Source organism: uncultured Polaribacter sp. (assembly GCF_947500975.1).
Taxonomy (GTDB): domain Bacteria; phylum Bacteroidota; class Bacteroidia; order Flavobacteriales; family Flavobacteriaceae; genus Polaribacter.
The window spans coordinates 99,284-126,173 of the sequence record NZ_CANMUE010000002.1 but is presented as its reverse complement, the minus strand read 5'-3'; the positions used below and the strand labels follow the sequence as shown (position 1 = coordinate 126,173).

25 protein-coding genes are annotated in these 26,890 nt (G+C 28.7%); 10 read left to right on the top strand and 15 right to left on the bottom strand.

Annotation, left to right across the window (positions count from 1 at the left end):
- Window positions 1-75 precede the first annotated feature (75 nt).
- The 3 genes from Q0733_RS02555 to Q0733_RS02545 all read right to left on the bottom strand — a co-directional run bounded on the left by Q0733_RS02555 (window position 76) and on the right by Q0733_RS02545 (window position 5,372).
- Window positions 76-600 (bottom strand): hypothetical protein, encoded by a 525-nt coding sequence (locus tag Q0733_RS02555; protein WP_298778583.1) that lies wholly within the window; start codon window positions 598-600, stop codon window positions 76-78.
- A 126-nt stretch (window positions 601-726) separates the two neighbouring features.
- On the bottom strand, window positions 727-4,377 hold the full coding sequence (locus Q0733_RS02550; protein ID WP_298778580.1) for a M1 family aminopeptidase: 3,651 nt from the start codon (window positions 4,375-4,377) through the stop codon (window positions 727-729).
- Between the two features lie 104 nt (window positions 4,378-4,481).
- Window positions 4,482-5,372 carry an ATP-binding cassette domain-containing protein gene (locus Q0733_RS02545; RefSeq protein WP_298778578.1) on the bottom strand — a complete coding sequence of 297 codons (891 nt, stop codon included), beginning with the start codon at window positions 5,370-5,372 and terminating at the stop codon, window positions 4,482-4,484.
- Window positions 5,373-5,522: 150 nt separating this feature from the next.
- Between Q0733_RS02545 and Q0733_RS02540 the strand changes: the two genes are divergently transcribed.
- Together Q0733_RS02540 and Q0733_RS02535 are read left to right on the top strand one after the other, a co-directional pair.
- Complete coding sequence (locus tag Q0733_RS02540) at window positions 5,523-6,611, top strand: M42 family metallopeptidase (RefSeq protein WP_298778576.1); 1,089 nt, start codon at window positions 5,523-5,525, stop codon at window positions 6,609-6,611.
- Between the two features lie 210 nt (window positions 6,612-6,821).
- Entirely contained in the window at window positions 6,822-7,361 is a 540-nt protein-coding gene (locus Q0733_RS02535) for an NUDIX domain-containing protein (protein ID WP_298778574.1), read from the top strand.
- 16 nt (window positions 7,362-7,377) lie between these two features.
- Here Q0733_RS02535 and Q0733_RS02530 read toward each other — a convergent pair whose 3' ends face one another.
- From Q0733_RS02530 to acs, 3 genes are all read right to left on the bottom strand, one after another.
- Complete coding sequence (locus Q0733_RS02530; RefSeq protein ID WP_298778572.1) at window positions 7,378-8,130, bottom strand: DUF6503 family protein; 753 nt, start codon at window positions 8,128-8,130, stop codon at window positions 7,378-7,380.
- Window positions 8,131-8,254: 124 nt separating this feature from the next.
- A complete protein-coding gene (locus Q0733_RS02525; protein WP_298778570.1) occupies window positions 8,255-10,021 on the bottom strand; it encodes an ABC transporter ATP-binding protein in 1,767 nt (588 codons plus the stop codon).
- Window positions 10,022-10,117: 96 nt separating this feature from the next.
- Window positions 10,118-12,025 (bottom strand): acetate--CoA ligase, encoded by a 1,908-nt coding sequence (gene acs, locus Q0733_RS02520; RefSeq protein WP_298778567.1) that lies wholly within the window; start codon window positions 12,023-12,025, stop codon window positions 10,118-10,120.
- Between the two features lie 55 nt (window positions 12,026-12,080).
- Here acs and Q0733_RS02515 point away from each other — a divergent pair, with 55 nt between their 5' ends.
- The gene (locus Q0733_RS02515) at window positions 12,081-12,860 is read left to right on the top strand and encodes a sulfite exporter TauE/SafE family protein (protein WP_298778566.1); all 780 of its coding nucleotides are present in this window, start codon (window positions 12,081-12,083) and stop codon (window positions 12,858-12,860) included.
- Here Q0733_RS02515 and Q0733_RS02510 read toward each other — a convergent pair whose 3' ends face one another.
- Window positions 12,861-14,513 (bottom strand): serine hydrolase, encoded by a 1,653-nt coding sequence (locus tag Q0733_RS02510; RefSeq protein ID WP_298778563.1) that lies wholly within the window; start codon window positions 14,511-14,513, stop codon window positions 12,861-12,863. It abuts the gene before it with no gap.
- 218 nt (window positions 14,514-14,731) lie between these two features.
- Here Q0733_RS02510 and Q0733_RS02505 point away from each other — a divergent pair, with 218 nt between their 5' ends.
- A complete protein-coding gene (locus tag Q0733_RS02505) occupies window positions 14,732-15,529 on the top strand; it encodes a tellurium resistance protein TerC (RefSeq protein ID WP_298778561.1) in 798 nt (265 codons plus the stop codon).
- Window positions 15,530-15,579: 50 nt separating this feature from the next.
- Here the strand turns inward: Q0733_RS02505 and Q0733_RS02500 are convergent, their stop codons facing one another.
- The 6 genes from Q0733_RS02500 to Q0733_RS02475 are packed head-to-tail and all read right to left on the bottom strand — an operon-like array spanning window position 15,580 to window position 20,242.
- Complete coding sequence (locus Q0733_RS02500) at window positions 15,580-15,948, bottom strand: glyoxalase (RefSeq protein WP_298778558.1); 369 nt, start codon at window positions 15,946-15,948, stop codon at window positions 15,580-15,582.
- The gene (locus Q0733_RS02495; RefSeq protein ID WP_298778555.1) at window positions 15,941-16,423 is read right to left on the bottom strand and encodes a hypothetical protein; all 483 of its coding nucleotides are present in this window, start codon (window positions 16,421-16,423) and stop codon (window positions 15,941-15,943) included. The genes Q0733_RS02500 and Q0733_RS02495 overlap by 8 nt, the downstream gene beginning before the upstream one ends.
- Window positions 16,424-16,482: 59 nt before the next feature.
- Window positions 16,483-17,670, bottom strand: coding sequence for an enoyl-ACP reductase FabV (gene fabV, locus Q0733_RS02490; protein ID WP_298778552.1), 1,188 nt, complete (start codon window positions 17,668-17,670; stop codon window positions 16,483-16,485).
- A gap of 10 nt (window positions 17,671-17,680) precedes the next feature.
- Entirely contained in the window at window positions 17,681-18,628 is a 948-nt protein-coding gene (locus Q0733_RS02485; RefSeq protein ID WP_298778549.1) for a phosphoribosylaminoimidazolesuccinocarboxamide synthase, read from the bottom strand.
- A 43-nt stretch (window positions 18,629-18,671) separates the two neighbouring features.
- Complete coding sequence (locus Q0733_RS02480) at window positions 18,672-19,292, bottom strand: hypothetical protein (RefSeq protein WP_298778546.1); 621 nt, start codon at window positions 19,290-19,292, stop codon at window positions 18,672-18,674.
- Window positions 19,289-20,242 carry a PhoH family protein gene (locus Q0733_RS02475; RefSeq protein WP_298778543.1) on the bottom strand — a complete coding sequence of 318 codons (954 nt, stop codon included), beginning with the start codon at window positions 20,240-20,242 and terminating at the stop codon, window positions 19,289-19,291. Before Q0733_RS02475 ends, Q0733_RS02480 begins: the two co-directional genes overlap by 4 nt.
- A 127-nt stretch (window positions 20,243-20,369) precedes the next feature.
- Between Q0733_RS02475 and Q0733_RS02470 the strand changes: the two genes are divergently transcribed.
- From Q0733_RS02470 to gldG, 5 genes are read left to right on the top strand one after another with little or no spacing between them, the layout of a single operon-like run.
- A complete protein-coding gene (locus Q0733_RS02470) occupies window positions 20,370-21,230 on the top strand; it encodes an SAM-dependent chlorinase/fluorinase (RefSeq protein WP_298778540.1) in 861 nt (286 codons plus the stop codon).
- A 5-nt stretch (window positions 21,231-21,235) separates the two neighbouring features.
- Window positions 21,236-21,532 carry a putative quinol monooxygenase gene (locus Q0733_RS02465; protein ID WP_298778539.1) on the top strand — a complete coding sequence of 99 codons (297 nt, stop codon included), beginning with the start codon at window positions 21,236-21,238 and terminating at the stop codon, window positions 21,530-21,532.
- On the top strand, window positions 21,532-22,053 hold the full coding sequence (locus tag Q0733_RS02460; protein WP_298778537.1) for a GNAT family N-acetyltransferase: 522 nt from the start codon (window positions 21,532-21,534) through the stop codon (window positions 22,051-22,053). Before Q0733_RS02465 ends, Q0733_RS02460 begins: the two co-directional genes overlap by 1 nt.
- Before the next feature lies 1 nt (window position 22,054).
- Window positions 22,055-22,774 (top strand): gliding motility-associated ABC transporter permease subunit GldF, encoded by a 720-nt coding sequence (gldF, locus tag Q0733_RS02455; RefSeq protein ID WP_298778535.1) that lies wholly within the window; start codon window positions 22,055-22,057, stop codon window positions 22,772-22,774.
- A complete protein-coding gene (gene gldG / locus Q0733_RS02450; protein ID WP_298778534.1) occupies window positions 22,767-24,407 on the top strand; it encodes a gliding motility-associated ABC transporter substrate-binding protein GldG in 1,641 nt (546 codons plus the stop codon). Before gldF ends, gldG begins: the two co-directional genes overlap by 8 nt.
- A 40-nt stretch (window positions 24,408-24,447) precedes the next feature.
- On the opposite strand, the gene Q0733_RS02445 is transcribed toward gldG, so the two are convergent.
- Window positions 24,448-25,206: an NAD(P)-binding domain-containing protein gene (locus Q0733_RS02445; RefSeq protein ID WP_298778533.1), complete on the bottom strand. Its 759-nt coding sequence runs from the start codon at window positions 25,204-25,206 to the stop codon at window positions 24,448-24,450.
- Window positions 25,196-25,858: an MIP/aquaporin family protein gene (locus tag Q0733_RS02440; protein ID WP_298778532.1), complete on the bottom strand. Its 663-nt coding sequence runs from the start codon at window positions 25,856-25,858 to the stop codon at window positions 25,196-25,198. Before Q0733_RS02440 ends, Q0733_RS02445 begins: the two co-directional genes overlap by 11 nt.
- 171 nt (window positions 25,859-26,029) lie before the next feature.
- On the opposite strand from Q0733_RS02440, the gene Q0733_RS02435 reads away from it, so the two are divergent.
- Window positions 26,030-26,878, top strand: a complete 849-nt coding sequence (locus Q0733_RS02435; protein WP_298778530.1) for a DUF2911 domain-containing protein — start codon at window positions 26,030-26,032, stop codon at window positions 26,876-26,878.
- Window positions 26,879-26,890 lie beyond the last annotated feature (12 nt).

The window sequence follows — 26,890 nt, the reverse complement described above, 5'->3', positions numbered from 1 at the left end:
AATTACAATATTCAGTTTAATCTAAAAGATAAATAAACACTTTTGATGAAGAATAAACAACTTTGTTTTTGAAGTTTAATTTTTTAGTTTTTTAAGTATTAATAAATACTTTTTTAACTCTTGTAAAAATTTTTCAATATTAGAAACAGATACATCAAACTCTATATCAAATAATTGTTGGTTTACTTTAGATAAACCTACTTTAAATTTGGCATTAGATTGTAAAACTGCATTTTCTAAATACAAGTTTTCTTTATTAAAAAAACCTATTAACAAATCAAAAGGTTCATCTATAAAGCTCTTAAAATTTGGCTGAGCTACTTGTCCGTTCCATTTAAAATCTATTTCAGAAAAATTCACAAAAGAAACTTCTTCCTTTTTAATTTGGGGTTTGTAACTATATATTTTAGCATTTTTAAGCCCTAAAATCTCTTCAACTTTATCCTTTACATTTAAGTTTTTAGAAATTTCTTCTGTAGTTAAAATACCAACACTTTTAATTTCTTTATGGCAAACAACTCTATTATTCTCTTTTTCTATAAGAGTTTTTCTAAATTGTTTTTTTATTAAAACTTCTTTAATTTTTAAAATACTAATCAAATCTTCACTTTTAACTATGTAAAAATACTTTTATTTGTTTGAAGTTCCAATATTATAATTTGATTAATCTTAATTACAAAAAATAATATTGAAACAATTGCTATTTTCCTTTATTTTATATTTTTTTTAAAGCTTTCTTCTATTATCTTCAGAAACAGTATCAATTAATTTATTATAAGGATCTATACCAACCTCAGTAGGTTTTTTATCAACAATAATGGTAATTTTATTATTGATTGCTGTAATTTTATGTTTCTTAAAATACAACTCTACTTCTTTCATTTTTCCATCAATTTCTTCTTCAGTAAAAATACCAACGTCAATATAATCTGCTAACGGAACTGATAAAATTGGTTTTTTCATTTTATCTGTTTTATAACTTAAAGTATCTCCTACTTTCTCACCATAATAACGTTTTCCTTTTTCATCATTTCTATATTTCGAAACTTCAAACTCAATATCTACTTGGTATTTTCCGTTTTCTAATTGCGTAGTTTTTGCATCTAAAACCCTATTTCTATATAGCGTAATTGTCTCAAACATATCTTTAATTACATATTGTAAAGAATCTGGAGTTACTTCTCTTATATAATTTACCATTTCTATAGATGTTGTATATGGTGGTTCTTGAAACTTTACTTTTTCTACATACTTTTTTAGAGCTCCATTTAAGTTTGCTTCTCCAATATAATCACTCAACGCATAAAAAACTAACGATCCTTTTTGATAACGAATATATCCTTGTCCGTCATTATACATTAACGCATTTTCTCGTTTTCTTTCTAAAGTTCTTTGCAATAAATAATCATCTAAAGCCTTCTTTAAAAAGGTTCTCATTTTAGCTTTTCCATGTTGATGTTCTAACACTTTTAAAGCCACATATTCAGACATACTTTCTGATAACATTGTTGCTCCTAAAACATCTGCTCCGATAACTTGATGTGCCCACCATTGATGTGCAACTTCATGAACAGTTACTGCAAAAGGATAATCTACTCCATCATCATTTTCTTCATCTACATCTGCAATAAAACCAAAACCTTCAGAAAATGGAATTGTATTTGCAAAAGATTGCGCGAACGTTCCTCCAGTTCTTGGAAACTCAATAATTCTTGCCTGTTTATGCTGATAAGGACTAAAATTATTTGCATTGTAATCTAATGAATTTTTCATCCCTTTCATCATTCTATCTAAATTAAAATCATGAGGTTTGTGATAATAAATTTCTAAACTTATACCTTTATACATTTCTTTTTTCACTTCATACCTTGCAGAATTAAAAGCATAGAAATTTAAGATTTTACTATCCATTTTATAATGAAAATACTTGCGCCCGTCTTCTTCCCATTCTTTCTGTAAATATCCTGGGGCAATTGCAATTTGATCTTTAGATGTTGATACTGTTGCTTCAAAATCTATCCAATCGGAATCTTTAGAAATGTACGTATCACCTAAAGCTGTTGAATCTGAAGGATGTGCTTGTAAATTATTTGGAGGTAAATCGTATTTTTTACGCGTTTTATTATCTCTCAACTCTCCTTCAGATGAATACCCTAAACGAGGAAACATTGAAAAACTACTAATAAATGTTCCGTTTTCTCTTACTGGAGAATTTCTTCTATATGTTGTATTTTCTTTGCTTTTTATAGTAATTGCCAACTCTAAAGTATCGCCAGGCATTATTTTTTTATCAAATTGATAAATATCAAAATTTTGAATTGTGTCTTCTAAAACCAAGTTATTTGGCTTGTTAAAAACAAATGTACTTTCTAATGAATTATGATTTAAAAAAATACTATCAATTTCTTGATTCGTTTTGTTTACCATTACAAAAGTTGCAGCCGCATCAAAATTTCTTTTCTTCGGAAAAATATTTACATCCGTTTTAACGGAAACAATTCTTGGTTGCTCATAACCTTCAAACTTTTTGTACTTTTTTTCCCATTCAACTTGTCTTAATTCAGCTTCTTTTGATGATGTTCTTTTTCCTTTACTTGCCGTTTCTTGATAAATTGAAAACCCAAGACCAAGAAACATCATTAAAAACAATGCAAAACCAATAGCATAAGCTCCTTTAAATCGTTTTTTTGCAATCGAAAATCTTTCAGCAAATGAATTCGGAATTCCACGAACCCAAAATAATGCGGATGTAATTAACAAAACCAAACCGCATAAAATCCAATAAAACTTATATGCCAAAAATGGCGTTAAAACTCCATAACCATTCATATCTGAATAGCTAAATCCTGGGCCTTGATTATATTTAAAAATATCTTGCTCTACACCTGCTAATGATAAAAATGGCATTCCAATAGAAATTACTAACAAAACAAATAAACCTAAATATGGATTACCAATTAAGGTTTGAATAAAGATTGATAAAAACGCCCAAGCTAAATATCCTAAAATACTTAATAAAAATAATTCTTTAATATAATGGGTAAATTCAAAATTATAATATCCTTTATAAATTTGAAAAATCATTCCAGAAATCATAATCACTGCCAATAAAACTATTTGCATTTTTATCAATGCAATTACTTTTGAAAATAACAACGTCCAATTAGGAATTGGAGTTACATCAATAATATGATTAGCCCTTGCAATTTTGGCTCTATGCACCAACATACCCGCATATAAAAATGTACAAATATTTATAGATAAAGAAAAAACATTTCCAACATTTAACATCTTCCAGGTAACTGGTAATGTTGGTGTTCCAAAAATATTACCAACTTCAGAAAGTGTAACAATCATTAAAACCAAACCAACTAAAACTATACTAATAAATGCCCAACTTTTAACAATATATTTAAAATCGATGTTAGATAATTTCCATGTTGTTTTTAAATTCTGGATAAAAGAATAATTGTAATTTACTTTTGGTAAAACAATTTTTGTAATCCCACTAATGTTAGATTTTGTACTTCTTTCAGCTTTTGGTTTTCGAAAAGAAATAGATATTGAATGCTGACTAAAAGTAAAAAACTTATACACCAAACCAAATATTATTGTTGAAATTGCCAACCATAATAAACGATTGTAAACAATCATTTCTTTTATAGGGATTTGCAATTCATTTTGTTCTGATGGTGTCCAATACTTTGTATAATAGTTAGATGCAGCTGCTCCAAAAGGATCTAATATTGCAGCTAAGGTTCTATGCTCTGGTTCAGAAAGTAAGCTTTCTAAAACTCCTTGACCAAACATTAAAATAATTACGGTTATAAAACCTGCCGCAATATTTCTTGTAAAAGCAACAACTGCAAATACAATAGCGCCAAACAATAAAATATTTGGCAAAATAAACACAAAATACGTTTGTAAATAAGTAATAGCATTTAAAGGACCAACGATATCAGGGTTGGTTCCTGGAAATCGAAAACCAATAATCATACCTAATACAATTGCTAATGCAATTAAAGAAACTATTAAAATTGAGCTAAAAAACTTCGCAAATAAATAGTTGGCTTTTGTAAATGGATAAGAATATAAAATGGTGTGCATTTCGCTTTTAAAATCTCTATAAATAGAAACCCCTACTATTGAAGGAAATAGGAAAAAGATTAAAATAGTTAAAGTATTAAATAATCCTGTAACTCCTATTGGCGAATTTACAATCCTAGAAGAACCCGTTGTTGCCGTTATAGAATCAAAAAAACCAGCAGTTGTAGCTGATAGAAAAAATGATAATAATAAAAAAATTGATATATAAATATAAAACGCAGGTTTTTGAAACCAGTATTTTAATTCTTGTTTAAATATTGTTGTAAACATAATTAATAAAGTTATGAATGATGAGTTATTAGTGATGAGTTTTTGTTGGGTTTTAAAATTAAAATCTAAATTTATTTTAACTTAAAACTCATAATTAAAAACTATTAACTTGTTAATACTGGTTCATCTTGTTTTAAAGCAATAAAATATACATCATCTAATTGAGGAGCTACTTCTACAAAATCATCAGATGGTTTTTCTACCGAATGTACTCTAATATTTAACGTATTATCTTGATTGTAGTTTGATGATAAAACATTATAGTTTTTTTCTTCCTCCTCTAAATCATCTCTTTCTATTGTTTTTGTCCAAATTGTGTTCTCCAATTCTTTAGTTGCTTCTTGCGGAGTTGTATGTTTTAAAATTCTACCACCATTTAAAATTGCCATTTCATTACACAATTCTTTTACATCTTCAACAATATGCGTAGAAAAAATAACAGTACAATTAGTACCAACTTCTCGTAAAACATTTAAAAATCGGTGTCTTTCTGCAGGGTCTAAACCAGCAGTTGGCTCATCAACAATAATTAATTTTGGGTTGTTTAAAAGCAGCTGTGCAATTCCAAAACGTTGTTTCATTCCACCGGAATAACCTGCCACTTGCTTGCGCCTTACATCATATAAATTAGTAATTTCTAACACTTCTTTTACAATTGCATTTCTTTCTGTTTTATTAGATACTCCTTTTAAAGTAGCAAAATAATCTAACAAATCTTCAGCAGACATTTTTGGGTATACACCAAAGGATTGCGGTAAATACCCCAATACTTTTCTGAGCGACATATTATCTTCTAAAACATTAATATCACCAAACATAATTGAGCCAGAATCTGGACTTTGTAAAGTTGCAATAGTTCTCATTAAAGACGATTTTCCTGCACCATTTGGACCTAACAAACCAAACATTCCTGTTCCAATTTCTATACTTAAATCATCAATAGCTTTTACACCATTTTTGTATGTTTTTGTCAAATTACTAATTACTAACTTCATTATATTGGTTTTAGTTTTTCTACTTTTTAATTAATGTAAAAGTAAGCACTTCTGTTACACTTTTTTGTGATTTTTTTAATGATAATCATAAAAATTCGTTTTATTTTTACAATTATCAAGAAAAAATTAATTTTTATAAATATATAAATAATGTCGAAAAAATCAATTTTAAATAAAAAATCGCTAACCTTTTTAGAAAAGTATTTAAACAATGCTGCTCCAACAGGTTATGAATGGGAAGGTCAAAAAATTTGGATGGACTATTTAAAACCTTATGTAGACACTTTTATTACAGATACCTATGGCACAGCAGTAGGTGTTATAAATCCGGATGCAAAATACAAAGTTGTTATTGAAGGGCATGCAGACGAAATTTCTTGGTATGTAAATTATATTTCAGATAATGGGTTGATTTATGTCATCAGAAATGGCGGTTCAGATCATCAAATTGCACCAAGTAAAGTTGTAAATATTCATACCAAAAACGGAATTGTAAAAGGTATTTTTGGTTGGCCAGCAATTCATACAAGAAATAGAGCTAATGAAGAAGCTCCAAAACCAGATAATATCTTTATTGATACAGGTTGTGCAACTAAAAAAGAAGTTGAAGATTTAGGAGTACACGTTGGGTGTGTAATTACCTATCCAGATGAATTTCATATTTTAAATGGCGATAAATTTGTTTGTAGAGCACTAGACAATAGAATGGGTGGTTTTATGATTGCAGAAGTTGCTCGTTTATTAAAAGAAAATAAGAAAGAATTACCTTTTGGATTGTACATTACAAATTCTGTTCAAGAAGAAATTGGTTTACGAGGTGCAGAAATGATAACCCAAACCATTAAACCAAATGTAGCAATTGTAACAGACGTTACTCACGACACAACCACACCAATGATTGAACAAAAAAAAGCTGGTTTATTAGAAATTGGTAAAGGACCTGTTGTAGCTTATGCACCTGCTGTACAACAAAAATTAAGAGATTTAATTACTGAAACTGCTGAAGCTAAAAAAATTCCTTTTCAACGTTCTGCGCTTTCTAGAGCTACAGGTACAGATACGGATGCCTTTGCATATAGTAATGGTGGTGTTGCATCTGCATTAATTTCTTTACCCTTAAGGTACATGCACACAACTGTAGAAATGGTACATAGAGATGATGTAGAAAACGTAATTAAAATAATTTATGAAACTCTTTTAAATATTAAAAACGGAGAAACTTTTTCTTATTTTGATTAAATAAAAAAGACAAACGTCATTGCGAGGAACGAAGCAATCTTTTCATTAAAAAGAGATTACTTCGTCATTCTTCCTCGTAATGACATTCGTTTGTCATTTCGGATGAAACGCAGTGTAATTGAGAAATCTCAACTTTTATTTTTTTTAGTTTTCTCCATAAAGTCGAAATGACAACCTGATTCTCTATTCATAAAATTCGCACCTTTTTCTATGGATGAATTAATAGATATTTTAACATCAGAAGGAGAACCAACAGATAAAACTGCTTTAAAATCTGAAGCACATAAAAATGGTTGGTTTCATGCAACTGTTCATGTTTGGATTTTTACTTCTGATAAAAAAATACTACTTCAAAAAAGAGCATTGACTAAAAAGGTATTTCCTGGTTTGTGGGATATTTCTGTTGCAGGACATATTGGAGCGGGAGAAAATATTTTAACTTCCGCAAAAAGAGAAGTTTTAGAAGAAATTGGCTTAGAAATACAAGAAGAAGATCTTATTAAAATTGGTACAAGAAAACATCAAATTTCTCATAAAAACGGAATTCAAGATAATGAGTTCCATCATGTTTTTATTGCAGAATTAAAAACAGATATATCAACATTAAAAATTCAAACAGAAGAAGTTGATGACATTAAATTGTTTGATTTATCTACTTTAAAAAACACAAAAAACCTTGAAAACATTTTGCTCCCAAGGTTTCATGATTATTATGTTTCTGTTTATGATAAAATTATTTCAACTTTTTAAAATAATTCCAATAAACTTATTCTACTGGCTTCTCATAAAATGAATCTGCTAATTTAGCTTGACTTACTAGTGGTAAAGTAAATACTGTTGCTGGTCTTGCAGGTTCAGTTGGAGTTCCGTTTTCATCTTTTTTATACCAAGTAATTTCTTTTGGTAAAAGAAGTCCGTTTACGTTTTCCCACTTATTGTATTTTATAATTTTATATTTATCACTTGGCTTTTTAGATCTAAACGTAACAGTGTACGCCAACCATTCCATTTGATATGTTTTTGGGTTATAATACACAATATAATTATCATCAGGAGAAGTTCCTTTATCTGAAGCATAAGAGATTTTATATCCAGGGTAGTTTATTCCTTCAAAAGATAAATCATCCACTTTTTCGTAGGTAATTCCATCATCTGCCAAAACAAAAGGCATTGCATAAAAGTAGAAGTACAAATTATAATAAAAATCTTTATTTCCTTTAAAAGCAGTAGAATCCACCTGATCTAACCAAACTTCTTGCCCATTAAAACCTAAAGAATATTTTGGCGAATTGATAATAATTTTACGCGAATGTAAATCTGAAGTATGTACTTCTTCACCTTTATTAAATGATAATACTTTTGCTTTTCTCCAAGTATTGATTCCTCCATGCTTTTCAAAAACCTTTGCTAATTCATTAGGAAAGGTTTCTTTTTTAGTCTCTTTAGCAACCTCTTTTTTAGCTCCGTTTTTACATGAAACTCCAATAATTATTAATGATAATAGAAATATTTTCTTCATTTTTATTTGTTTTTTTTAAAGTCGAATTTTTAAATATGAGCTTACAAAATTAAAAAATCTTTATCTTAATAACCTTTTCATTTAAAATGATAATTTCTGTGGAGTAAGAAGATTTATTTTTCAATTAAATTTTTGCTTGATACGTATACAAGTCAAAGTATCGTCCTTTTAAAGCTATCAATTCATCATGTGTTCCTCTTTCTGCAATGTTTCCAGATTCTATTACTAAAATTTGATCCGCTTGTTTTATTGTACTTAATCTGTGCGCAATAACAATAGTTGTTCTATCTTTTACCAATTCTGATAAACTTTTCTGAATTAAAGATTCACTTTCGGTATCTAAACTAGAAGTTGCTTCATCTAAAATAATAATTTTAGGGTTTGCCAAAATAGCCCTTGCAATTGCCAATCTTTGTCGCTGACCACCAGAAAGCTTCACTCCTCTTTCTCCAATTAAGGTATCTAAACCATCATCAAAACGATCTGTAAACTCATTTACATATGCAGCTTTTACAGCATTTTGTAATTCTTCTTCAGTTGCATTTGGTCTTGGAAATAAAATATTTTCTCTAATAGTTCCTTCAAATAAAAATTCATCTTGTAAAACCACACCTAAGTTTTTACGATAACTAGATAATTTTACTTTAGACATATCTTTATTGTCAATTGTAATTTTACCAGATTGAGGATTTAAAAATGTTGCAGATAAGCCTGCAATTGTAGACTTACCAGAACCAGAACTCCCCACTAAAGCAGTTACAGAACCCGCAGGAACTTGAAAATTGATATTACTCAACACTTCTTTTCCTTCTTCATAAGCAAAAGAAACATCATCAAAAATAATTTCTCCCTTTATCTTTTCTAAAACAATTGTTCTTTCTTCATCATCTTCTTCGGCTGACATATTCATCAACTCTTCTGTTCGGTCTAAACCTGCCAAAGCCTCGGTTAATTGACTACCAACATTACTCATTTGTACAATTGGCGCCACCATAAAAGCTAATAGAAACGTAAACTGAATAAAATCTCCAAAAGTCATTGTACCTTGCATCATATAATAACCGCCAATTCCCATAACACCCGTAGTTGCTAAACCAATTAAAAAAGTAGACGAACTTGTCATTATAGCAGTTGCTGTCATACTTTTTTTAACGTTTGTAAAAATATCTGCAACTCCTTTTTCAAAAATTTTACTTTCTTGCTCTTCTGCATTAAAAGCTTTTATAACTCTAATACCTCCTAAAGTTTCTGTTAAACGCCCTTTTACCTCTGCATTTATTTTCCCTCTTGCTCTAAAAATTGGACGAATATATTTAAATGATTTTAAAGCGATTAACCCGAATATTGATAATGGTACAAAAGTAAAAATAGTCATCCAAACATTCATTTTAATTAAAATAACTAAAGTTATAATTGCAGTAAACGAACCTCCTATTAATTGAACTAAACCGGTTCCAATTAAATTCCGAACACCTTCAACATCAGTCATAATTCTAGACACTAAAGCACCAGATTTTGTGTTATCAAAAAAATGAATAGGTAAAGTCAACACTTTCTTTTGAACTTCTGCTCTTAATTCTGATATTAAATATTGTGCTTGTATACTTAACACTTTTGTTAATAAAAAAGAAGTTACTGCTTGCACTAAAATAGCGCTAATTACAATTAATATTAAAGTATATAATTGATCATAATTTTTACTAGGCACCACTTCATCTAACAACACTTTACTTTGTAATGGTAAAATAAAACCTGACAAACTTCTAATAATAATTAAAATTAAACCTAAAAACACTAAGTTTCTTCTTGGCCAAATAATGGTTTTAAAAGCTTGTTTTAAAGTTACTTTTGGTTTCTTTTTATTTTCTGATTTATCTTTAAGATACTGCATAAATTATTTTAAGAATATAGATAAATAATGATTGTCAATTTATGTGCCAATAAAAAAGTATGACAGATTAACAAAATATACTTTAAAATATGACAATTAAATTCTTTTATCGATAATACTCTGAACACAATCAGGATTTAATAGTGTAGAAACATCGCCTAAATTATCCATTTCATTGGCAGCTATTTTACGTAAAATACGTCTCATAATTTTTCCAGAACGCGTTTTTGGCAATCCTTCAGTAAACTGAATTTTATCCAACTTTGCAATTGGACCTATTCTATCTGTGATTAGTTGATTGATTTCTTTTCGTAAATTATCATGATTTCTACTTTCTCCTGAATCTTTTAAAGTAATATAACCGTATAAAGCACTACCTTTTATATCATGAGGAAAACCAACAATAGCCGATTCTGCTACAGCAGGATGTTCATTTATTGCATCTTCAATTGGCGCAGTTCCTAAATTATGACCAGAAACAATAATCACATCATCTACTCTACCTGTAATTCTGTAATAACCAACCTCATCTCGCAAGGCTCCATCACCAGTAAAATAATTATTTTCAAAAGCAGAGAAATAGGTTTCTTTATAACGCTTGTGATTACCCCAAATAGTTCTTGCAATACTTGGCCAAGGAAATTTAATACATAATCTCCCCTCTACTTGATTCCCTTCTAACTCCTTACCATTTTCATCCATCAAACAAGGTTGAATTCCAATAAAAGGCAAAGTAGCATAGGTGGGTTTTGTTGGCGTAACATAAGGTATTGGTGTAATCATCATTCCGCCAGTTTCTGTTTGCCACCACGTATCAATAATTGGACTTTTACCTTTACCAATATTATCATTATACCAGTGCCAAGCTTCTTCATTGATAGGTTCTCCAACAGAGCCTAAAACCTTTAAAGATGACAAATCATATTTATCTACCAATTCTGTTCCGTGTTTTGCTAAAGCTCTAATAGCTGTTGGAGCGGTATAAAATTGATTTACTTTATGTTTTTCTACAATCTCCCAAAAACGTCCAAAATCTGGATAACTTGGCACACCTTCAAACATAACTGTGGTTGCTCCATTTGCTAGCGGGCCATAAACAATATAAGAATGACCTGTAATCCAACCAATATCGGCAGTACACCAATACACATCATTTTCTTTGTATTGAAATGCATTTTTAAAAGTATAGGCTGTATATACCATATAACCAGCAGTTGTATGCACCATTCCTTTTGGCATTCCTGTAGAACCTGAAGTGTATAAAATAAAAAGAGGATCTTCTGCATTCATAATTTCTGCTTCACATTCAGTTGATGCTTTGTCTAACAAAGGTTGTAACCACTGATCTCTTCCTTGTTTCATGTAAATTTCAGAATTGATTCTTTTTACCACTAAAACTGTTTCTACACAAGTACATTTTTCTAATGCTTCATCTACAATCCCTTTTAAATCTATGGTTTTTGAACCTCTATAAGAACCATCAGAAGTAATAACCATTTTACAATCAGAATCATTTATTCTGGTTGCCAATGCTGTTGCTGAAAAACCAGCAAAAACAACTGAATGAATAGCTCCAACTCTAGCACATGCCAAAGTAGCAATCGCTAATTCAGGAATCATAGGCACATAAATACAAACCCTATCGCCTTTTTTTATTCCGTTTTCTTTTAAAACATTTGCAAACTGATTTACTCTTTTATATAAATCTTCATAAGTAATATGCTGCGTTTTTTCATCTGGATTGTTGGGCTCAAATAAAATAGCTGTTTTATTGCCTCTTGTAGCTAAATGTCTATCAATACAATTTTCTGTAATGTTCAATTTTGCTCCTTCAAACCATTTTATTTTTGGTGTAGAAAAATCCCATTCTAAAACTTTATCCCATTTTTTTCTCCACATAAAGTGTTCTTCAGCAATTTCTTCCCAAAAATTCTCTGGCTCACGAATCGATTTTCTGTAAACTTGATAGTATTCTTCTAAATGTTTAATGTGGTAGTTACTCATAATTAAGTTAGCATGTTTATAATAGATTCTAAAAATAGAAAATTATATTTGCTTTATGGACATTCAAATCATTTTTGAATCTTTTTTTAATTATTGGCACATCATTTTGCTATTTTTTATAGTTGCTGTGCTATATTCTTCTGTTGGTTTTGGTGGCGGATCTAGTTATTTGGCCATTATAGCTTTAACAGGAATTGCATTTACACAAATTAGAGCAACTTCATTATTGTGTAATATTGTAGTAGTTTTAGGAAATGTTTTTTTGTTTTATCAACAGAAAAAATTAGATTGGAAAAAAATAATTCCGTTAGTTTTATTAAGTATTCCGTTTGCTTTTTTAGGCGGATATTTAAAAATTAGTCAGCCATTATTTTTTATTTTATTAGGTTTTACTTTGCTTTTTGCTGCAATTACAATGTGGATTTCTCAACAAATTATTTCTTCGGATGAAAAAAACACCAACCAGAAATCAATAAAAAATGGAACTTACGGAGGTGTTATTGGTTTTGTTTCTGGAATGGTTGGCATTGGAGGTGGTATTTTTTTAGCACCTCTTTTACATCTTACCAATTGGGATACTCCAAAAAAAATTGCTGCAACTGCAAGCTTCTTTATTTTGGTAAATTCTATTGCTGGTTTGGCTGGACAATACTCTAACCCTGATTTTTATATCGATTGGAATTTAACATCAATCTTATTAATTACTGTTTTTATTGGTGGACAAATTGGTTGTAGAATGAGTAATAAGTTCTTTACCCCTATTCAACTAAAAAAGGCAACCGCTTTTTTGATTGCCTTTGTAAGTATTAGAATTTTATTTAAATATTTGTTTTAATTATTTCTTTTCCGCTTTCATCGCTCTTCCTCCTTGGTTTAGGGTTAGTGCATTAATTTGCCCTTCTTCATTTTTATGAAATTCTATATTTGCTTTTACTACTTTTAAATAAAATTTGGTTTCAGATTCAGCAAATAATTCAAATTGAGGTTGACCAGTTGCTTGTGCAAATAATTGATTTCCTTTAGAAGTAACTGTTATTACAAAACCGGGTTGTAATTCATAAGCTCCATCATATGTTTTTAAAACCTCTGCAGAAACTACAATAGTTTCTTTTGCTTTTAGTACTTTTTTATCAACAAAAACACCTTTTTCTTTGTTAATTCTATTCTTAAATAGTGCTATTTTTTTCCCATCTTTCATTGAAAAACTATAAGAAATAAATCCCTCTTCAAAAGAAAAAGTATTTTTAGAAGTTGGGTGAATTTTAAAATCTTGAGAACTCCCCTCTCTTTTACTATATAATTGCCCTTCTTTTAAAGTGATATACCTTACCACCTCATTATCAAATTGATATGCTCCAACCCATTTTTTTAATTCTTCTGTTGATAATTTTACAGCATTTTCTTTTACTAATTTTGGTTTATCACTAGCTAAAGCAGCTATTTCTAAAGCTATATTTGTAGGTGATTGACAACCACAATTAGAAAATACAATTACATATATGTTTTTACTTGGCACAAAAACACCCATTGATAAATACCCAGGAATTGCACCTCCATGTTCAAGCGTAGGTAAATCATTTATTTCATTTATACTCCAACCATAACCATAATTTATCTTATCTCCATTGTTTAATGTATGGTTTGTAAACGCTTTTTCTATGGTCGTTTTCTTTACAAAAACATTATTTGTAATTGCTGTTTGCCATTTTAACATATCATCTACGTTAGACATAATAGAACCTGCAGCATATGGCAATGTTAAACTTATATATTGTGCATTAGAAAACTCACCCCTTTTTTGATAACCTGAGGCTCTATTTTTTATCAATTTAGAGTGGCTTCCATAATAAGAGTTACTCATCTTTATTTTATCAAAAATTCTTTCTTTGATAAACTTCGGATAAGACATACCACTAACTTTTTCTATAATATATCCTAAAATAAAATATCCAGAGTTATTGTATTTATATTTTTCTCCTGGTTTAAAATCTATTGGCGTATTTTTAAAAAAGTCGATAAATTTTAATGGAGATTGATCAATTGTCATCACTTTACCAAACTCCTGCATCGAAGTATAACTCTTAATTCCAGAGGTATGTGTTAATAAATGATGAATCGTTATCTTATTCCCATTCGTTGGATAATCTGGAATAAACTTTGTAATTTCATCATCCAATTTTAATTTTCCTTCTTCTAATAATATTAAAATTGAAACTGCGGTAAATTGTTTTGTAATAGAACCAACCTCAAAAACATTATCTGGCGTCATATTAACATCCAACTCTAAATTAGCTTTACCAAATGCTTTTCTGTAAATAATTTTCCCATCTTTTGCAACCAAAGCAGCTACCCCAGTTTCATTACTTTTAAATTGATTGCTTACTATTTTGTCTATTTTAGACTCTAAACTTTGTGCATGACTTACATTAAAAAATAATACACAAAAAAAGCTTAAAATTATTGGTTTAAAAAAAGAAGTCGTTTTCATTTATAGATTATTTTAAGTTAATTGATTTTTAATAAGACGACATAAAAGTATTTAAGTTACAACTAATCCATTAAAATTATAAATACAATAAACTAAACAACATTTATAAATAATCTAATTTTAAATGCGTATTTATTGTAAAAAATACAGTATCATTTAATTTCTTTAAATATATTTGAAGTTGAAATTTTTCAAATAAATTAATCAAAAAAAATAATATGTTAGAAGTTGTTTTTACATTAATAATGTTAGTTTTATTACAAGCCGTTCTTGGTTTTGACAATTTACTTTACATTTCTTTAGAATCGAAAAAAGCGCCAGAAGCTGATCAAAAAAAAGTTAGAAAAACCGGAATTCTAATTGCAATCGTTTTAAGAATCGTTTTATTATTTGTACTTGTTTCTATTATCGATTTTTTTCAAGAACCTTTTTCTTTTCTTACAGGCGAAATAAAAGATATTGTTCATTTTGCATTTAACGGACATAGTATTATCGTTTTAGTTGGTGGAGGTTTTATAATTTATACTGCTATAAAAGAAATATGGCATATGATTGGTTCTAGTAATTTAGAACATTCTATTGATGGAAATTCAAAAAGCAGTAAATCTTCCAATGCAGTAATTACCAGTATCGTTTTAATGAATTTAGTTTTTTCTTTCGATTCTATTTTAGCTGCAATTGGGCTTACTAGCGAAATAGAAAATTCTACAACAGCTTTTATTGTAATGGCAATTGCTATTGTAATTAGCGGATTGTTAATGTTATTTTTAGCGGATAGAATATCTACGTTTTTAGCAAAAAACAGAATGTACGAAGTATTGGGTTTATTTATACTTTTTATAGTTGGAATAATGCTAGTTACAGAAGGTGGGCATTTAGCACATATTAAACTCTTTGGAGAAGAAATTGTACCAATGAGTAAAACAACCTTCTATTTTGTACTTGCAATTTTAGTAATTGTTGATGTTGTACAAGGGAAATACCAGAAAAAATTATTAGCAGAACAAAATAAATAGTTTTATTAACTTTCATAAAAAAGTCGTTGTATTTATTACAACGACTTTTTTTATGCTAATTCAGAAATACTTCCTTTAATTCTTTCAGAAATTATTTGTAAAATTCTTCTATTAATTTCTGATGATGAATTTAAGTAAAATAAAAACTCTTTCTCAGTAAAGTGGCCAATTATAAAACCTAATGTTAAATTCTTATAATTATTATCTGTTTTAAACACAGACGAAACTCTACTTCTTTTTTTATTTTCTGATAAAACTGCCAAATCAATTTTCCTTTTTACAAGATAGTATTTAAAGGAAGAAATTAATAATTGATGTTGCATTTTTATGATAGGACGAATTACCTCATTCTGAAATTTTTCTATATCAGAAGTTCCTTCATTTACTAAATCTGACAAAATGGGTCTCTCTTTATTCATTATCAAGTAAATTATCTAATTCTAAATGAAAATCATATTGCAAATCTTCATGTAATTTTTCAATTGCTTTTTTAATCATTTTAATTTGACTATCAAAAACATTTTGCAAACGCTGACTTCTTTTAATTGATGGTCTAAAAGCTTTTAATTTTTTACAGAAATAAAGAAGCAACTCTGCTTCAGTTTCTTTCTTTTTAGAATATCTAATATACTTTTTTGTGAGAGTTAAAATTTTTCTGATACTTTTTCTAATGTAAAAAAAACTTTTGGTATTTACTTCAGAAAACAGAACATCCATTTGATCTTTAATACTCTGAATGTAAGAATCCTCATCATGAGATTCAAATAACAAATAAGTAAGTAACTCTTTATTCTCCTTTTTAAAACGAGACAAGTGTAAACACAACTCTTTTAACTCTAAAGCAGATTTGTGAGAGAGTTCATCTTTTAGTTGTTTTATTGTTACAGCTTTCAAATACTTTTATTTAATAAAAAACCTCACAAGCTTTAAACAAGTGAGGTTTTTCTTTTTCTTTATTTTTCACTAGGTATTACAACCAGTTCATTAACATCTGCATTATAATCTACACCATCAACTCTAAAACCAAATAGGTTAAAAAACTCATTGTTGTATCCTTCTAAATCACCAATATCAGATAGATTCTCGGTTGTTGCTTTTTTCCAAAGATCTGTAATTTTTGCTTGTACATCTTCTCGCATTTCCCAATCATCAACTCTAATTCTTCCTTTTTCATCCAAAGATAAATCACCTCCAAATAATCGTTGGCTATATAAACGTTGTATTTGCTCAATACAGCCTTCGTGAGTTCCATTTTCTTTCATTATTTTAAATAATAAAGAAATATACAATGGTATTACAGGAATTGCTGAACTAGCTTGAGTTACCAAAGCTTTATTTACAGAAACATAAGCTTTACCTCCAATTGATTTTAAATCATTTGTAATTGTAAAAGCTGTAGCTTCTAAATGGTCTTTTGCCGCTCCAATTGTTCCATTTCTATATACAGGTTTTGTAACTTCTGGGCCAATGTATGAATATGCAACTGTAGTAGCTCCATCTGCTAATAAATTTTCAGATTTTAAAGCATCAATCCACATTTTCCAATCTTCACCACCCATTACAGTAACAGTGTTTTTAACATCATCTCCTTCAGCAGGATTTATAGAAATCTCTGAAATTTTTCCTGTATGAAAATCAACGGTTTTATTGGTAAAAACTTCTCCAATTGGTTTTAAAACTGATTTAAACCTTTTTCCAGTGTTTGGATGCGTTCTTACTGGTGATGCTAAACTATAAATTATTAAATCTATTTGTCCTAAATCTTCTTTTATTAAATCAACAACTTGTTGTTTTATTTCATTCGAAAATGCATCGCCATTAATACTTTTTGCATACAAACCCGCTTTATGAGCATGCTTTTCAAAAGCAGCAGTATTGTAATATCCAGGTGAAGCTGGTCTTCCTGCAGTTGCAGGTTTATCAAAGAAAACACCAATTGTTGCAGCATCTGAACCAAATGCTGAAGTAATTCTGGATGCCAATCCAAAACCTGTAGATGCTCCTAAAACTAACACTCTTTTTGGCCCTTCTATTTTACCTTTAGATTTTATGTACTTTATTTGATTCTTAACATTTTGCTCACAACCAACAGGGTGTGATGTTAAACAAATAAAGCCTCTTGTTCTTGGTTCTATAATCATATTGTATGTTTTAGATTTTTAAAAAAGAATTTACATTGTTTTCAATTCTTTTTAATACATTTTCTGTAGAAGCTTTTATAAAAGTTTCCCCTGTAATTTGTTCGTATAACTCAATATATCTATTAGAAATTTCGATAATTTTATCATCAGACATTGTTGGTATTTGCTGATTTTCTTTGCCCTGAAAACCATTTTCAATCAACCATTGTCTTACAAATTCTTTAGATAATTGCTTTTGAGCCTCTCCTTTATCTTGTCTTTCTTGATATCCATCAGCATAAAAATAACGAGAAGAATCTGGAGTATGAATTTCATCAATTAACACAATTTTTCCATCTTTGGTTTTACCAAACTCGTATTTTGTGTCTACTAAAATCAAACCTCTTTTTGCTGCAATTTCTGTTCCTCTTTCAAATAATGCTCTTGTGTATTTTTCTAAAATGATATAGTCTTCTTCTGATACAATTCCTTGAGATAAAATATTTTCTCTAGAGATATCTTCATCATGATCTCCATTATCGGCTTTTGTTGATGGTGTTATTATAGGATTTGGAAACTTATCATTTTCTTTTAATCCTTCTGCCATTTCTACACCACATAAAACTCTTTTACCTGCTTTGTATTCTCTTGCTGCATGACCAGATAAATATCCTCGGATTACCATTTCTACTTTAAAAGGTTCGCATAAATGCCCTACTGCAACATTTTCATCTGGATTTGAAATTAACCAATTAGGAACAATATCTGCAGTTTCATTCATCATTTTTGTAGCAATCTGATTTAAAATCTGACCTTTAAACGGAATTTGTCTTGGTAAAATTACATCAAAAGCAGATAATCTATCTGTTGCTATCATCACTAAAAGCTTATCATTTATATTATAAACTTCTCTTACTTTGCCTTTGTAAACAGACTTTTGATTTGGAAACTGAAAATTGGTTTCGTTAATTGTATTCATTTTTTTGTTATGTTGTTGTTACTGCAAAAATAAGTTTTACTTCTTATTTTTCTTTCTTTTCAAGTATTTTTATTTGCTTTAAATTATCTGTAATAGGAGTAGCAGTAATTACTTTTTCACCAGGAATAAAATAGAAAAAATAGGCAGAATTTTGTCCAATTTTTCGAACATCTAAACGAGTATTATCTTTAAAAATTAAAGAGTAGTTTGGTACTATTTCTTTTGATTGATATTTTTGCTTAATCCCAATCCCCATTCCCGTTCTCATTGAAACAAATAATAAAAAAAAGATAAACATTAATCCGGTAAATTTATTTTCTTTTTTTGATAAATCCTCATATCTCTTATCCCATTTCTCTATATTATATATTTTTTGATACCACTTTTTTTCTCTAAAATAGGCATATAATTTAAACATCCATTTATTAAAATACATGTACATTAACCAGAACATTATTGCTAAAATTAAAGAAATATACCAATTATTGGTTAACAAACTAATAGGAGAAATTAATGCATCTAAAATTGTTGTATAATTTAAATAAGATATACCAAAAACTCCGTAAAAAATAGCATCACTAACAATACCTAAAATAATAAGATACAAGTACCCAATGTAAAAATAATCTTGTAGACCTAATTTCTCTTTATCTATTTTAATCATTCCGTTTCAATACTTTTATAAGCAGTAATAATTTTTTTAACCAATCTGTGTCTTACTACATCTTTGTCATCTAAATATACTTGTGCAATTCCATCAATGTCTTTTAATGCCAATAAAGATTCTTTTAAACCAGAAACTTGTTTTCTAGGCAAATCAATTTGACCTGGATCACCAGTAATAATAAACTTTGCATGCATACCCATTCTTGTTAAAAACATTTTCATTTGATTATGAGTTGTATTTTGAGCTTCGTCTAAAATTACAAATGCATTGTCTAAAGTTCTACCTCTCATAAATGCCAAAGGCGCAATCTGTATGACTCCTTTTTCTAAATGAGATTCTAATCTTTCATGCGGAATCATATCTCTTAAAGCATCATATAAAGGTTGCATATAAGGATCTAATTTTTCTTTTAAATCTCCAGGTAGAAAACCCAAATTTTCGCCAGATTCTACAGCGGGTCTTGTTAAAATAATCCTTCTTACTTCTTTTTCTTTTAATGCTTTTACTGCCAAAGCAACAGCTGTATAAGTTTTACCCGTTCCTGCAGGGCCAACCGCAAACAACATATCATTTTTACTCATTAAAGCAACCATTTTACGTTGATTCTCAGTTTTAGGTTTAATCAATTTTCCATTGACTCCATGTACCAAAATATCTTTTGCGTTTTTTGTAGCAACTGTTTTTTCTTCATTTCCTGAGGATGTTAAAATACGCTCAATACTGTTTTCATCCAACTTGTTATATCTATCAAAATATTTAATTAAACGTTGAAAACGAACTTCAAATTCGTCTAAAATATCTGACTCTCCATAAATTTTAAGTTTATTACCTCTTGCTACAATTTTAATTTTTGGGAAGTATCTTTTTAACTGTTCTACTGTACTGTTTTGTGTACCAAAGAAATCTTTTGGATTAATTTCCGTTAACTCAATAATGCGTTCGTTCAAATGATTAATTTTATTAAATGGTTCTTTTAAATTATAAACTAAAAATAGCAATTAAAATTTCTAAATTGATTAGATTTGCTTAAAATAATTCACAACTTTTACACAATTAATTAACAGCAAAAAATTAATGTCTTTTATTACATTAACTACAGATTTTGGAACAAAAGACCACTTTGTTGGTGCTGTTAAAGGCGCTATTTACACACAGCTTTCTGATGCTAAAATTATTGATATAACACACCAAGTATCTCCTTTTAACATCACAGAAACTGCGTATATTTTAAAAAACTCTTATAAAAGTTTTCCTGAAGGAACCATTCATATTGTTGGTGTAGATTCTGAGTTAAGTACAGAAAACAAACACATTGCGCTAGAATTAGATAATCATTTTTTTGTATGTCCAGACAATGGGTTAATCTCTATGATTGCATCTGAAATTCAACCAACAAAAATTGTAGAAATTAATATTCATGACCGAATTGAAAGTAGCTTTCCTGTTTTAGATGTTTTTGTAAATGTTGCTTGTTTTATTGCAAGAGGTGGAAATTTAACAGTTATTGGAAAAGAAATTAAAGAATATAAAAAGCTCGTTGAAATTCAACCAAAAGTAAATCAAAATAAAGATCAAATTATTGGAGGCGTTTTATACATAGATAATTACGGAAATGTAATTAGTAATATTAGTAAAAAAATGTTCCAAGAAATAGGCAAAGGCAGAAGTTTTAAAATAACAGTTTCTCGTTATTCTTTTACAAAAATTTTTAGTAAATACAATGAAATTACTGGAAATAACGCTGTAAACTCTAGTCAATTTGACGGCAATAAGTTAGCGCTATTTAATTCTGCTGGTTATTTAGAAGTTGCCATTTATAGAAGTAATTTAAAAACAGTTGGTGGTGCATCAACACTTTTAGGTTTAGAATACAGAGACCCTATTATTATTGATTTTTTCATAGAATCTAAACCAGAATACACACCTATATCATAAATTTTATGTTTGTAAGAATTGTAAAAATGAGTTTTCAATCTGCTAAGATTGAAGAGTTTTTAGAAATGTTTCATCAAAAAAAAGAATTCATTAGAGGTTTTGATGGATGTACTTTTTTAGAATTATATCAAGATAAAAACAATCCAGAAATATTTTTCACATATTCCTATTGGCAAAATGAAAGCGATTTAGAAAACTACAAGAATTCTGATTTTTTTAAAAAAGTATGGAAACAAACCAAAACATATTTTAATAACAAGCCAGAAGCTTGGAGTGTAGATAAAAAAGTAAGTTTGCAATAATGAGCTTTAACTTTACTAAATTTCCTGTTTTAAAAACAGAAAGATTAATTTTAAGAGAAATTACTTTTAATGATGTTGATGTCATTTTTAACTTACGTTCTAGTAAAGAAATCAACAAATTTATTGGTACAAAAAGAGTTCAAAATAACAAAGAAGCAAAAGACTTTATTATAAAATGTGATGAGCTTTATAAAGTAAAAAATCGTATTTTATGGGGAATCGAATATCAACAAAAAATAATAGGAACTATTGTTTTACATAACATTTCTTTAGAAAAAAAATATGGAGAAATCGGTTATAAACTAAAACCAGAATTTCAGAAAAAAGGATTTATGAGTGAAGTTTTTAAAGTGATTTTAAAATTCGCATTTAAAGAATTAACCCTAAAAACTGTTGAAGCCTATACTCACAAAAATAATTCATCTTCTATTGCGTTGTTAGAGAAACACAATTTTGTTTTTCAAGAAGAAAGAAAATGTAATACTTTTGATTTTAATAGAATTTTTAAATTAGAAATATAAATTGATAGCCATTTTAAAAAAAGAATTCAACTCATTTTTTGCAAGCCCAATTGCTTATTTAGTTATTGGTGTTTTCTTATTAATTAACGGTTTATTTCTGTGGATTTTTAATGACGATTTTAATATTTTAAACGCAGGTTTTGCAGATATAAATTCTTTCTTTTATTTAGCACCTTGGGTTTTTCTTTTTTTGATACCTGCAATAACAATGAAAAGTTTTGCAGATGAGTTTAGTAATGGTACAATTGAGCTTTTAAAAACAAAGCCATTAACAATTTGGCAAATAGTTTTAGGTAAATTTTGGGCTTCACTTCTATTAATTATCATTGCCTTAACACCAACATTAACCTATGTATATACTATTTTTCGATTAGGAAACCCTGTTGGAAATATTGATTTTGGCAGCACAATTGGGTCATATATCGGCTTGCTATTTTTAGCAGCAACATATACATCAATTGGCTTATTTACGTCTACTTTATCTAAAAATCAAATTGTTGCTTTTATATTGGGTGTTTTTATCACTTTTATTCTTTTCTACGGATTTGATTCTATTTCAAATTCCTTTGGAAACGATGCAATCATCATTAAAAAACTAGGAATTAACGAACATTTTAAAAGTATTTCTAGAGGCGTTATTGATACAAGAGATATTATTTATTTTCTTAGTGTTACTTTTTTCTTTTTATTCATCACTAAAACAAGATTAGAAAATGAATAAAAACATAAAAAACATTGTTTTTATAAGTATTGGATTATTCGTTTTAAACCTTATAAATCAATCATTTTATAAACGTTTTGATTTAACGGCAGATAAACGCTACACTCTTTCTAAAATTACAAACTCTATTATTAATAATATTGATAAACCTCTTTTTATAACGGTTTATTTAGAAGGCAATTTTCCATCAGAATTTAAACGTTTACAAATTGAAACCAAACAATATTTAGAAGAATTATCGGCAGAAAACAGTAATGTAAAAATTCATTTTGAGAATCCAGATCATCAGCGTGAAAACTTGATTAAAAAAGGAATGATGCCAAGTCAATTAACAGTTGAGGAAGATGGAAAACTATCTGAAGCAATTATTTTCCCTTGGGCAGAAATTAGTTATAAAAATAAAACTCAAATTGTTTCTTTATTACCAACAGCCATTGTTGCATCGCAAGAAGAACAATTTCAAAAAGCAATAGAAAATTTAGAATACAGTTTTAGCAACGCTATTAATTCTATTTGTCAAAAAATACAAAAAAGTGTTGCCATTATTACTGGTAACGGAGAGTTGGCAGACATTTATCAATATAGTTTTTTGAGTGAAGTTGCTAAAAAATATAAATTAGCAAAGTTTACTTTAGATTCAGTTGCAACAAACCCGCAACAAACTTTGCAAGATTTAACTTCGATAGATTTAGCAATTATTGCAAAACCAACTCAAAAATTTACAGCAAAAGAAAAATTTACTTTAGATCAATTTATTACAAATGGCGGTAAAACTTTATGGATGTTAGACAATGTGCAAGCAGACCAAGACAGTTTACTTTCTAGCGGAAAAATGTTAGCTTTTCCAAGAGATTTAAACCTTACAGATTTATTATTTTCTTACGGAATTAGAATCAACACAACATTGATAAAAGATTTATATGCTGCTAAAATTGCTTTAGCAACTGGCACAGTTGGTAACCAAACTCAGTTTCAAAATTTAGATTGGTTTTACCATCCTTTGGTTAACGGAAACCCTAATCATACAATTACAAAAAACCTAACTCCCGTTAGATTACAATTTGCAAATCAAATTGATATTTTAAAAAACAATATTAAAAAAACACCTTTATTAATGAGTTCTCCTTTAACACAAAAAATAGGAACTCCTAATTTTATTGAATTACAATCTATTTCTGAAGAACCAAAAGAAGAGGATTACACTTCTGGAAATCAACTATTTGCAGCTTTATTAGAAGGCAATTTTAAATCTGCTTATAAAAGCCGAATAAAACCTTTTAAAACCTCACTTTTTAAAGAAAACGCAACTGGTAACAAAATGATTGTAATTTCTGATGGTGATGTTGGCAAAAATCAAATTTTAAAAGGAAAGCCTACAAATTTATCAAGAGATAAATGGACAAATGAAGAATTTGGAAATAAAGAGTTTTTACTAAATTCTATTGATTATTTATTAGACGATGTTGGCTTAATGCAGTTAAGAAATAAAACTTTAAAAGTGAACATGCTTGATAAGAAAAAAGCCTTCAAAGAAAGAGTTTTTTGGCAATTTTTAAATGTTGGCTTACCAATAATTTTATTATTTGTATTTGGGTTTATTTTTAATTTCTTGAGAAAGAAAAAGTATAGCTAACACTATATAATACTAGAATCTAAACACTAAATTTTGAAAATTAAATATTTAACAAATCGTCATGAATAAAAGTGTAATCTAAAGTTTGTTGCACTTTTTTAGAACTTATTATTTTCCATTGGTATATTTCATTCTCTTCAAATTCAGGCAACTTAAAACCTTTACTTTTTCTAGCATTTATATAAAACTCTTTTCTTGTTGGATGATGATTTGAACATGCATTAAAAGTTTCATTCCAACAATTTTGGTCAATAATTTCTTGAATAATTTCTATACAATCTTCTTGATGAATCATATTTACAAACCCGTTTGGTTGAGGAATTTTACGTCCGTTTTTAAACCAGTTCGCAGGATGTCTTTCACCAGCAAATAAACCAGCAAATCTAATTATTGTTGTTTCAAAAAAGGTGTTTTCTCTAAATAAATTTTCAATTTCTGTTATCGGAGTTTCTAAAACAATATCTTCTTCAGTCATTACTTTATTAATCCGCCCATATACTGAAGTGGAGCTAATAAAAATTACTTTCTGAACAGGAGAATTTTGAATTTGAGAAATAAAGTTTTCAAAAGCATCAACATCTTTACAAGTAATAGCAATAATTAAGATATCGGTATTTAAAAAATCATCAAACTCTTCAAAAGAAGTAATATCAACCAAATAAGCATCAATATCTAAAAAAGCTAAAGTTTCTAATTTTTCTTCTGAAGTTGTAGAGCCTTTTACAGTAAAACCTTCATCTAACAATGAAACCGCCAAAGGTTTACCCAACCAACCACAACCTAAAATACTAACATTCATGTTCACAACAATTTTCGTCTTTTACTAACCTACAAGAAACTACAGCTAATAAAGCTCCTAAAATTGGAGCCAAAATATACATCCATAAATGCTGTAAATTTCCAGAAACTAATGCTGGAGCAAAAGAACGTGCTGGATTCATTGAAGCATTTGTTATAGGACCAGCAAACATGGCCTCTAACAATACAACACCACCAATTGCAATACCTGCAACAACACCAATTTCTTTACTTCCTGTAGATACATTTATAATTACAACCATTAAGAAAAACGTTAATAATAACTCTAAAACAAAAGCTCTATAAACATCAACAGTAGAAATTGTAGCGCCTAAAAACTCACTTGTTGGAAATAAAAACCAAAGAATTAAACTAGCTAAAAGCCCGCCTAAAACTTGCGCAAAAATATATTTAGGTACTTCTTTCCAAGCAAACTTTTTTGCGTAGGCAAAAGCAATGGTAACTGCAGGATTAAAATGTGCTCCAGATGTTTCTCCAAAGGCATAAATCATAGCCATAACTATTAACCCCCAAGTAATTGCAATACCAACATGCGTAACATCACCACCAGTAACTTCATTAATTGTCATTGCTCCTGTTCCGCAGAAAATCATAGAAAAAGTGCCAATAAATTCTGATATGTATTTCTTCATATTTAATTTTATATTTATTTCAACTAACTAAAGGATTTATTTTAAAATCTTTCATTTTAATTCAAATGACAAATAAAATACAAAGATACAATCCCTTATTTTAAGATTTTGTTAACATTTCTCGTTTTTTGAAATCGTAATTTTGAGATAACTAATTAAAATTAAATAATCATGAAAAAAACTATATTATCATTATTTGTAGCTGCTTTTACATTTTCTGTAAACGCTCAAATAAAAACCCCAGCACCAAGTCCGTTTCAAAAAACAGAACAAAAAGTAGGTTTAACAGACGTTACTTTAGAATATTCTAGACCAAGTATGAAAGGAAGAAAAATATTTGGTGGATTAGTAGATTTTGGGAAAGTTTGGAGAACTGGTGCAAATGCAAACACAAAGCTTGCATTTTCTACTGATTTTACAATTGACGGAAAAAAAATGAAAAAAGGAACCTATGCCCTATATACAATTCCTGGAGAAAAAACTTGGGATATAATTTTATATACTGATGCTACAAATGGGGGAACTCCAAAAAATTGGGACGAATCTAAAGTTGCAGCTAAAGTAAAAGTTACACCTTTAGAAATACCTATTGATATTGAAACGTTTACAATTACTTTTGATGATTTAACAAACAATTCTGCAGTTATAGGTATTATGTGGGAGAAAACATATGTTGGTTTACAGTTTGAAACACCAACTGACGCAATGGTTACTAAACAAATTACGCAAATTATGAATGGACCTTCAGCAAGTGATTATTACGCTGCTGCTTCTTATAATTTAGATACTAATAAAAATATGAGTGATGCAAAAATTTGGGTTGATAAAGCGATAGAAATGACGAGTAAAGATCCTAAATTTTGGATGTATCGTAAACAGGCTTTAATTCATGCAAAAACAGGAAATAAAAAAAGCGCAATTGCAGCGGCAAAAACTTCTTTAATGCTTGCTGAAAAAGCAAAAAATGCTGGTTATATTAAAATGAACAAGGCTTCATTAAAAGAATGGGGAGCAATGTAAATTGACCTCCTT

Coding starts and splice junctions, on each gene's coding strand:
- Q0733_RS02550 (WP_298778580.1), bottom strand. CDS start 4,377: ATGTTTACAACAATATTTAAACAAGAATTAAAATACTGGTTTCAAAAA.
- Q0733_RS02545 (WP_298778578.1), bottom strand. CDS start 5,372: ATGAAGTTAGTAATTAGTAATTTGACAAAAACATACAAAAATGGTGTA.
- Q0733_RS02540 (WP_298778576.1), top strand. CDS start 5,523: ATGTCGAAAAAATCAATTTTAAATAAAAAATCGCTAACCTTTTTAGAA.
- Q0733_RS02535 (WP_298778574.1), top strand. CDS start 6,822: ATGGATGAATTAATAGATATTTTAACATCAGAAGGAGAACCAACAGAT.
- Q0733_RS02530 (WP_298778572.1), bottom strand. CDS start 8,130: ATGAAGAAAATATTTCTATTATCATTAATAATTATTGGAGTTTCATGT.
- Q0733_RS02525 (WP_298778570.1), bottom strand. CDS start 10,021: ATGCAGTATCTTAAAGATAAATCAGAAAATAAAAAGAAACCAAAAGTA.
- acs (WP_298778567.1), bottom strand. CDS start 12,025: ATGAGTAACTACCACATTAAACATTTAGAAGAATACTATCAAGTTTAC.
- Q0733_RS02515 (WP_298778566.1), top strand. CDS start 12,081: ATGGACATTCAAATCATTTTTGAATCTTTTTTTAATTATTGGCACATC.
- Q0733_RS02510 (WP_298778563.1), bottom strand. CDS start 14,513: ATGAAAACGACTTCTTTTTTTAAACCAATAATTTTAAGCTTTTTTTGT.
- Q0733_RS02505 (WP_298778561.1), top strand. CDS start 14,732: ATGTTAGAAGTTGTTTTTACATTAATAATGTTAGTTTTATTACAAGCC.
- Q0733_RS02500 (WP_298778558.1), bottom strand. CDS start 15,948: ATGAATAAAGAGAGACCCATTTTGTCAGATTTAGTAAATGAAGGAACT.
- fabV (WP_298778552.1), bottom strand. CDS start 17,670: ATGATTATAGAACCAAGAACAAGAGGCTTTATTTGTTTAACATCACAC.
- Q0733_RS02485 (WP_298778549.1), bottom strand. CDS start 18,628: ATGAATACAATTAACGAAACCAATTTTCAGTTTCCAAATCAAAAGTCT.
- Q0733_RS02480 (WP_298778546.1), bottom strand. CDS start 19,292: ATGATTAAAATAGATAAAGAGAAATTAGGTCTACAAGATTATTTTTAC.
- Q0733_RS02470 (WP_298778540.1), top strand. CDS start 20,370: ATGTCTTTTATTACATTAACTACAGATTTTGGAACAAAAGACCACTTT.
- Q0733_RS02465 (WP_298778539.1), top strand. CDS start 21,236: ATGTTTGTAAGAATTGTAAAAATGAGTTTTCAATCTGCTAAGATTGAA.
- Q0733_RS02460 (WP_298778537.1), top strand. CDS start 21,532: ATGAGCTTTAACTTTACTAAATTTCCTGTTTTAAAAACAGAAAGATTA.
- gldG (WP_298778534.1), top strand. CDS start 22,767: ATGAATAAAAACATAAAAAACATTGTTTTTATAAGTATTGGATTATTC.
- Q0733_RS02445 (WP_298778533.1), bottom strand. CDS start 25,206: ATGAATGTTAGTATTTTAGGTTGTGGTTGGTTGGGTAAACCTTTGGCG.
- Q0733_RS02440 (WP_298778532.1), bottom strand. CDS start 25,858: ATGAAGAAATACATATCAGAATTTATTGGCACTTTTTCTATGATTTTC.
- Q0733_RS02435 (WP_298778530.1), top strand. CDS start 26,030: ATGAAAAAAACTATATTATCATTATTTGTAGCTGCTTTTACATTTTCT.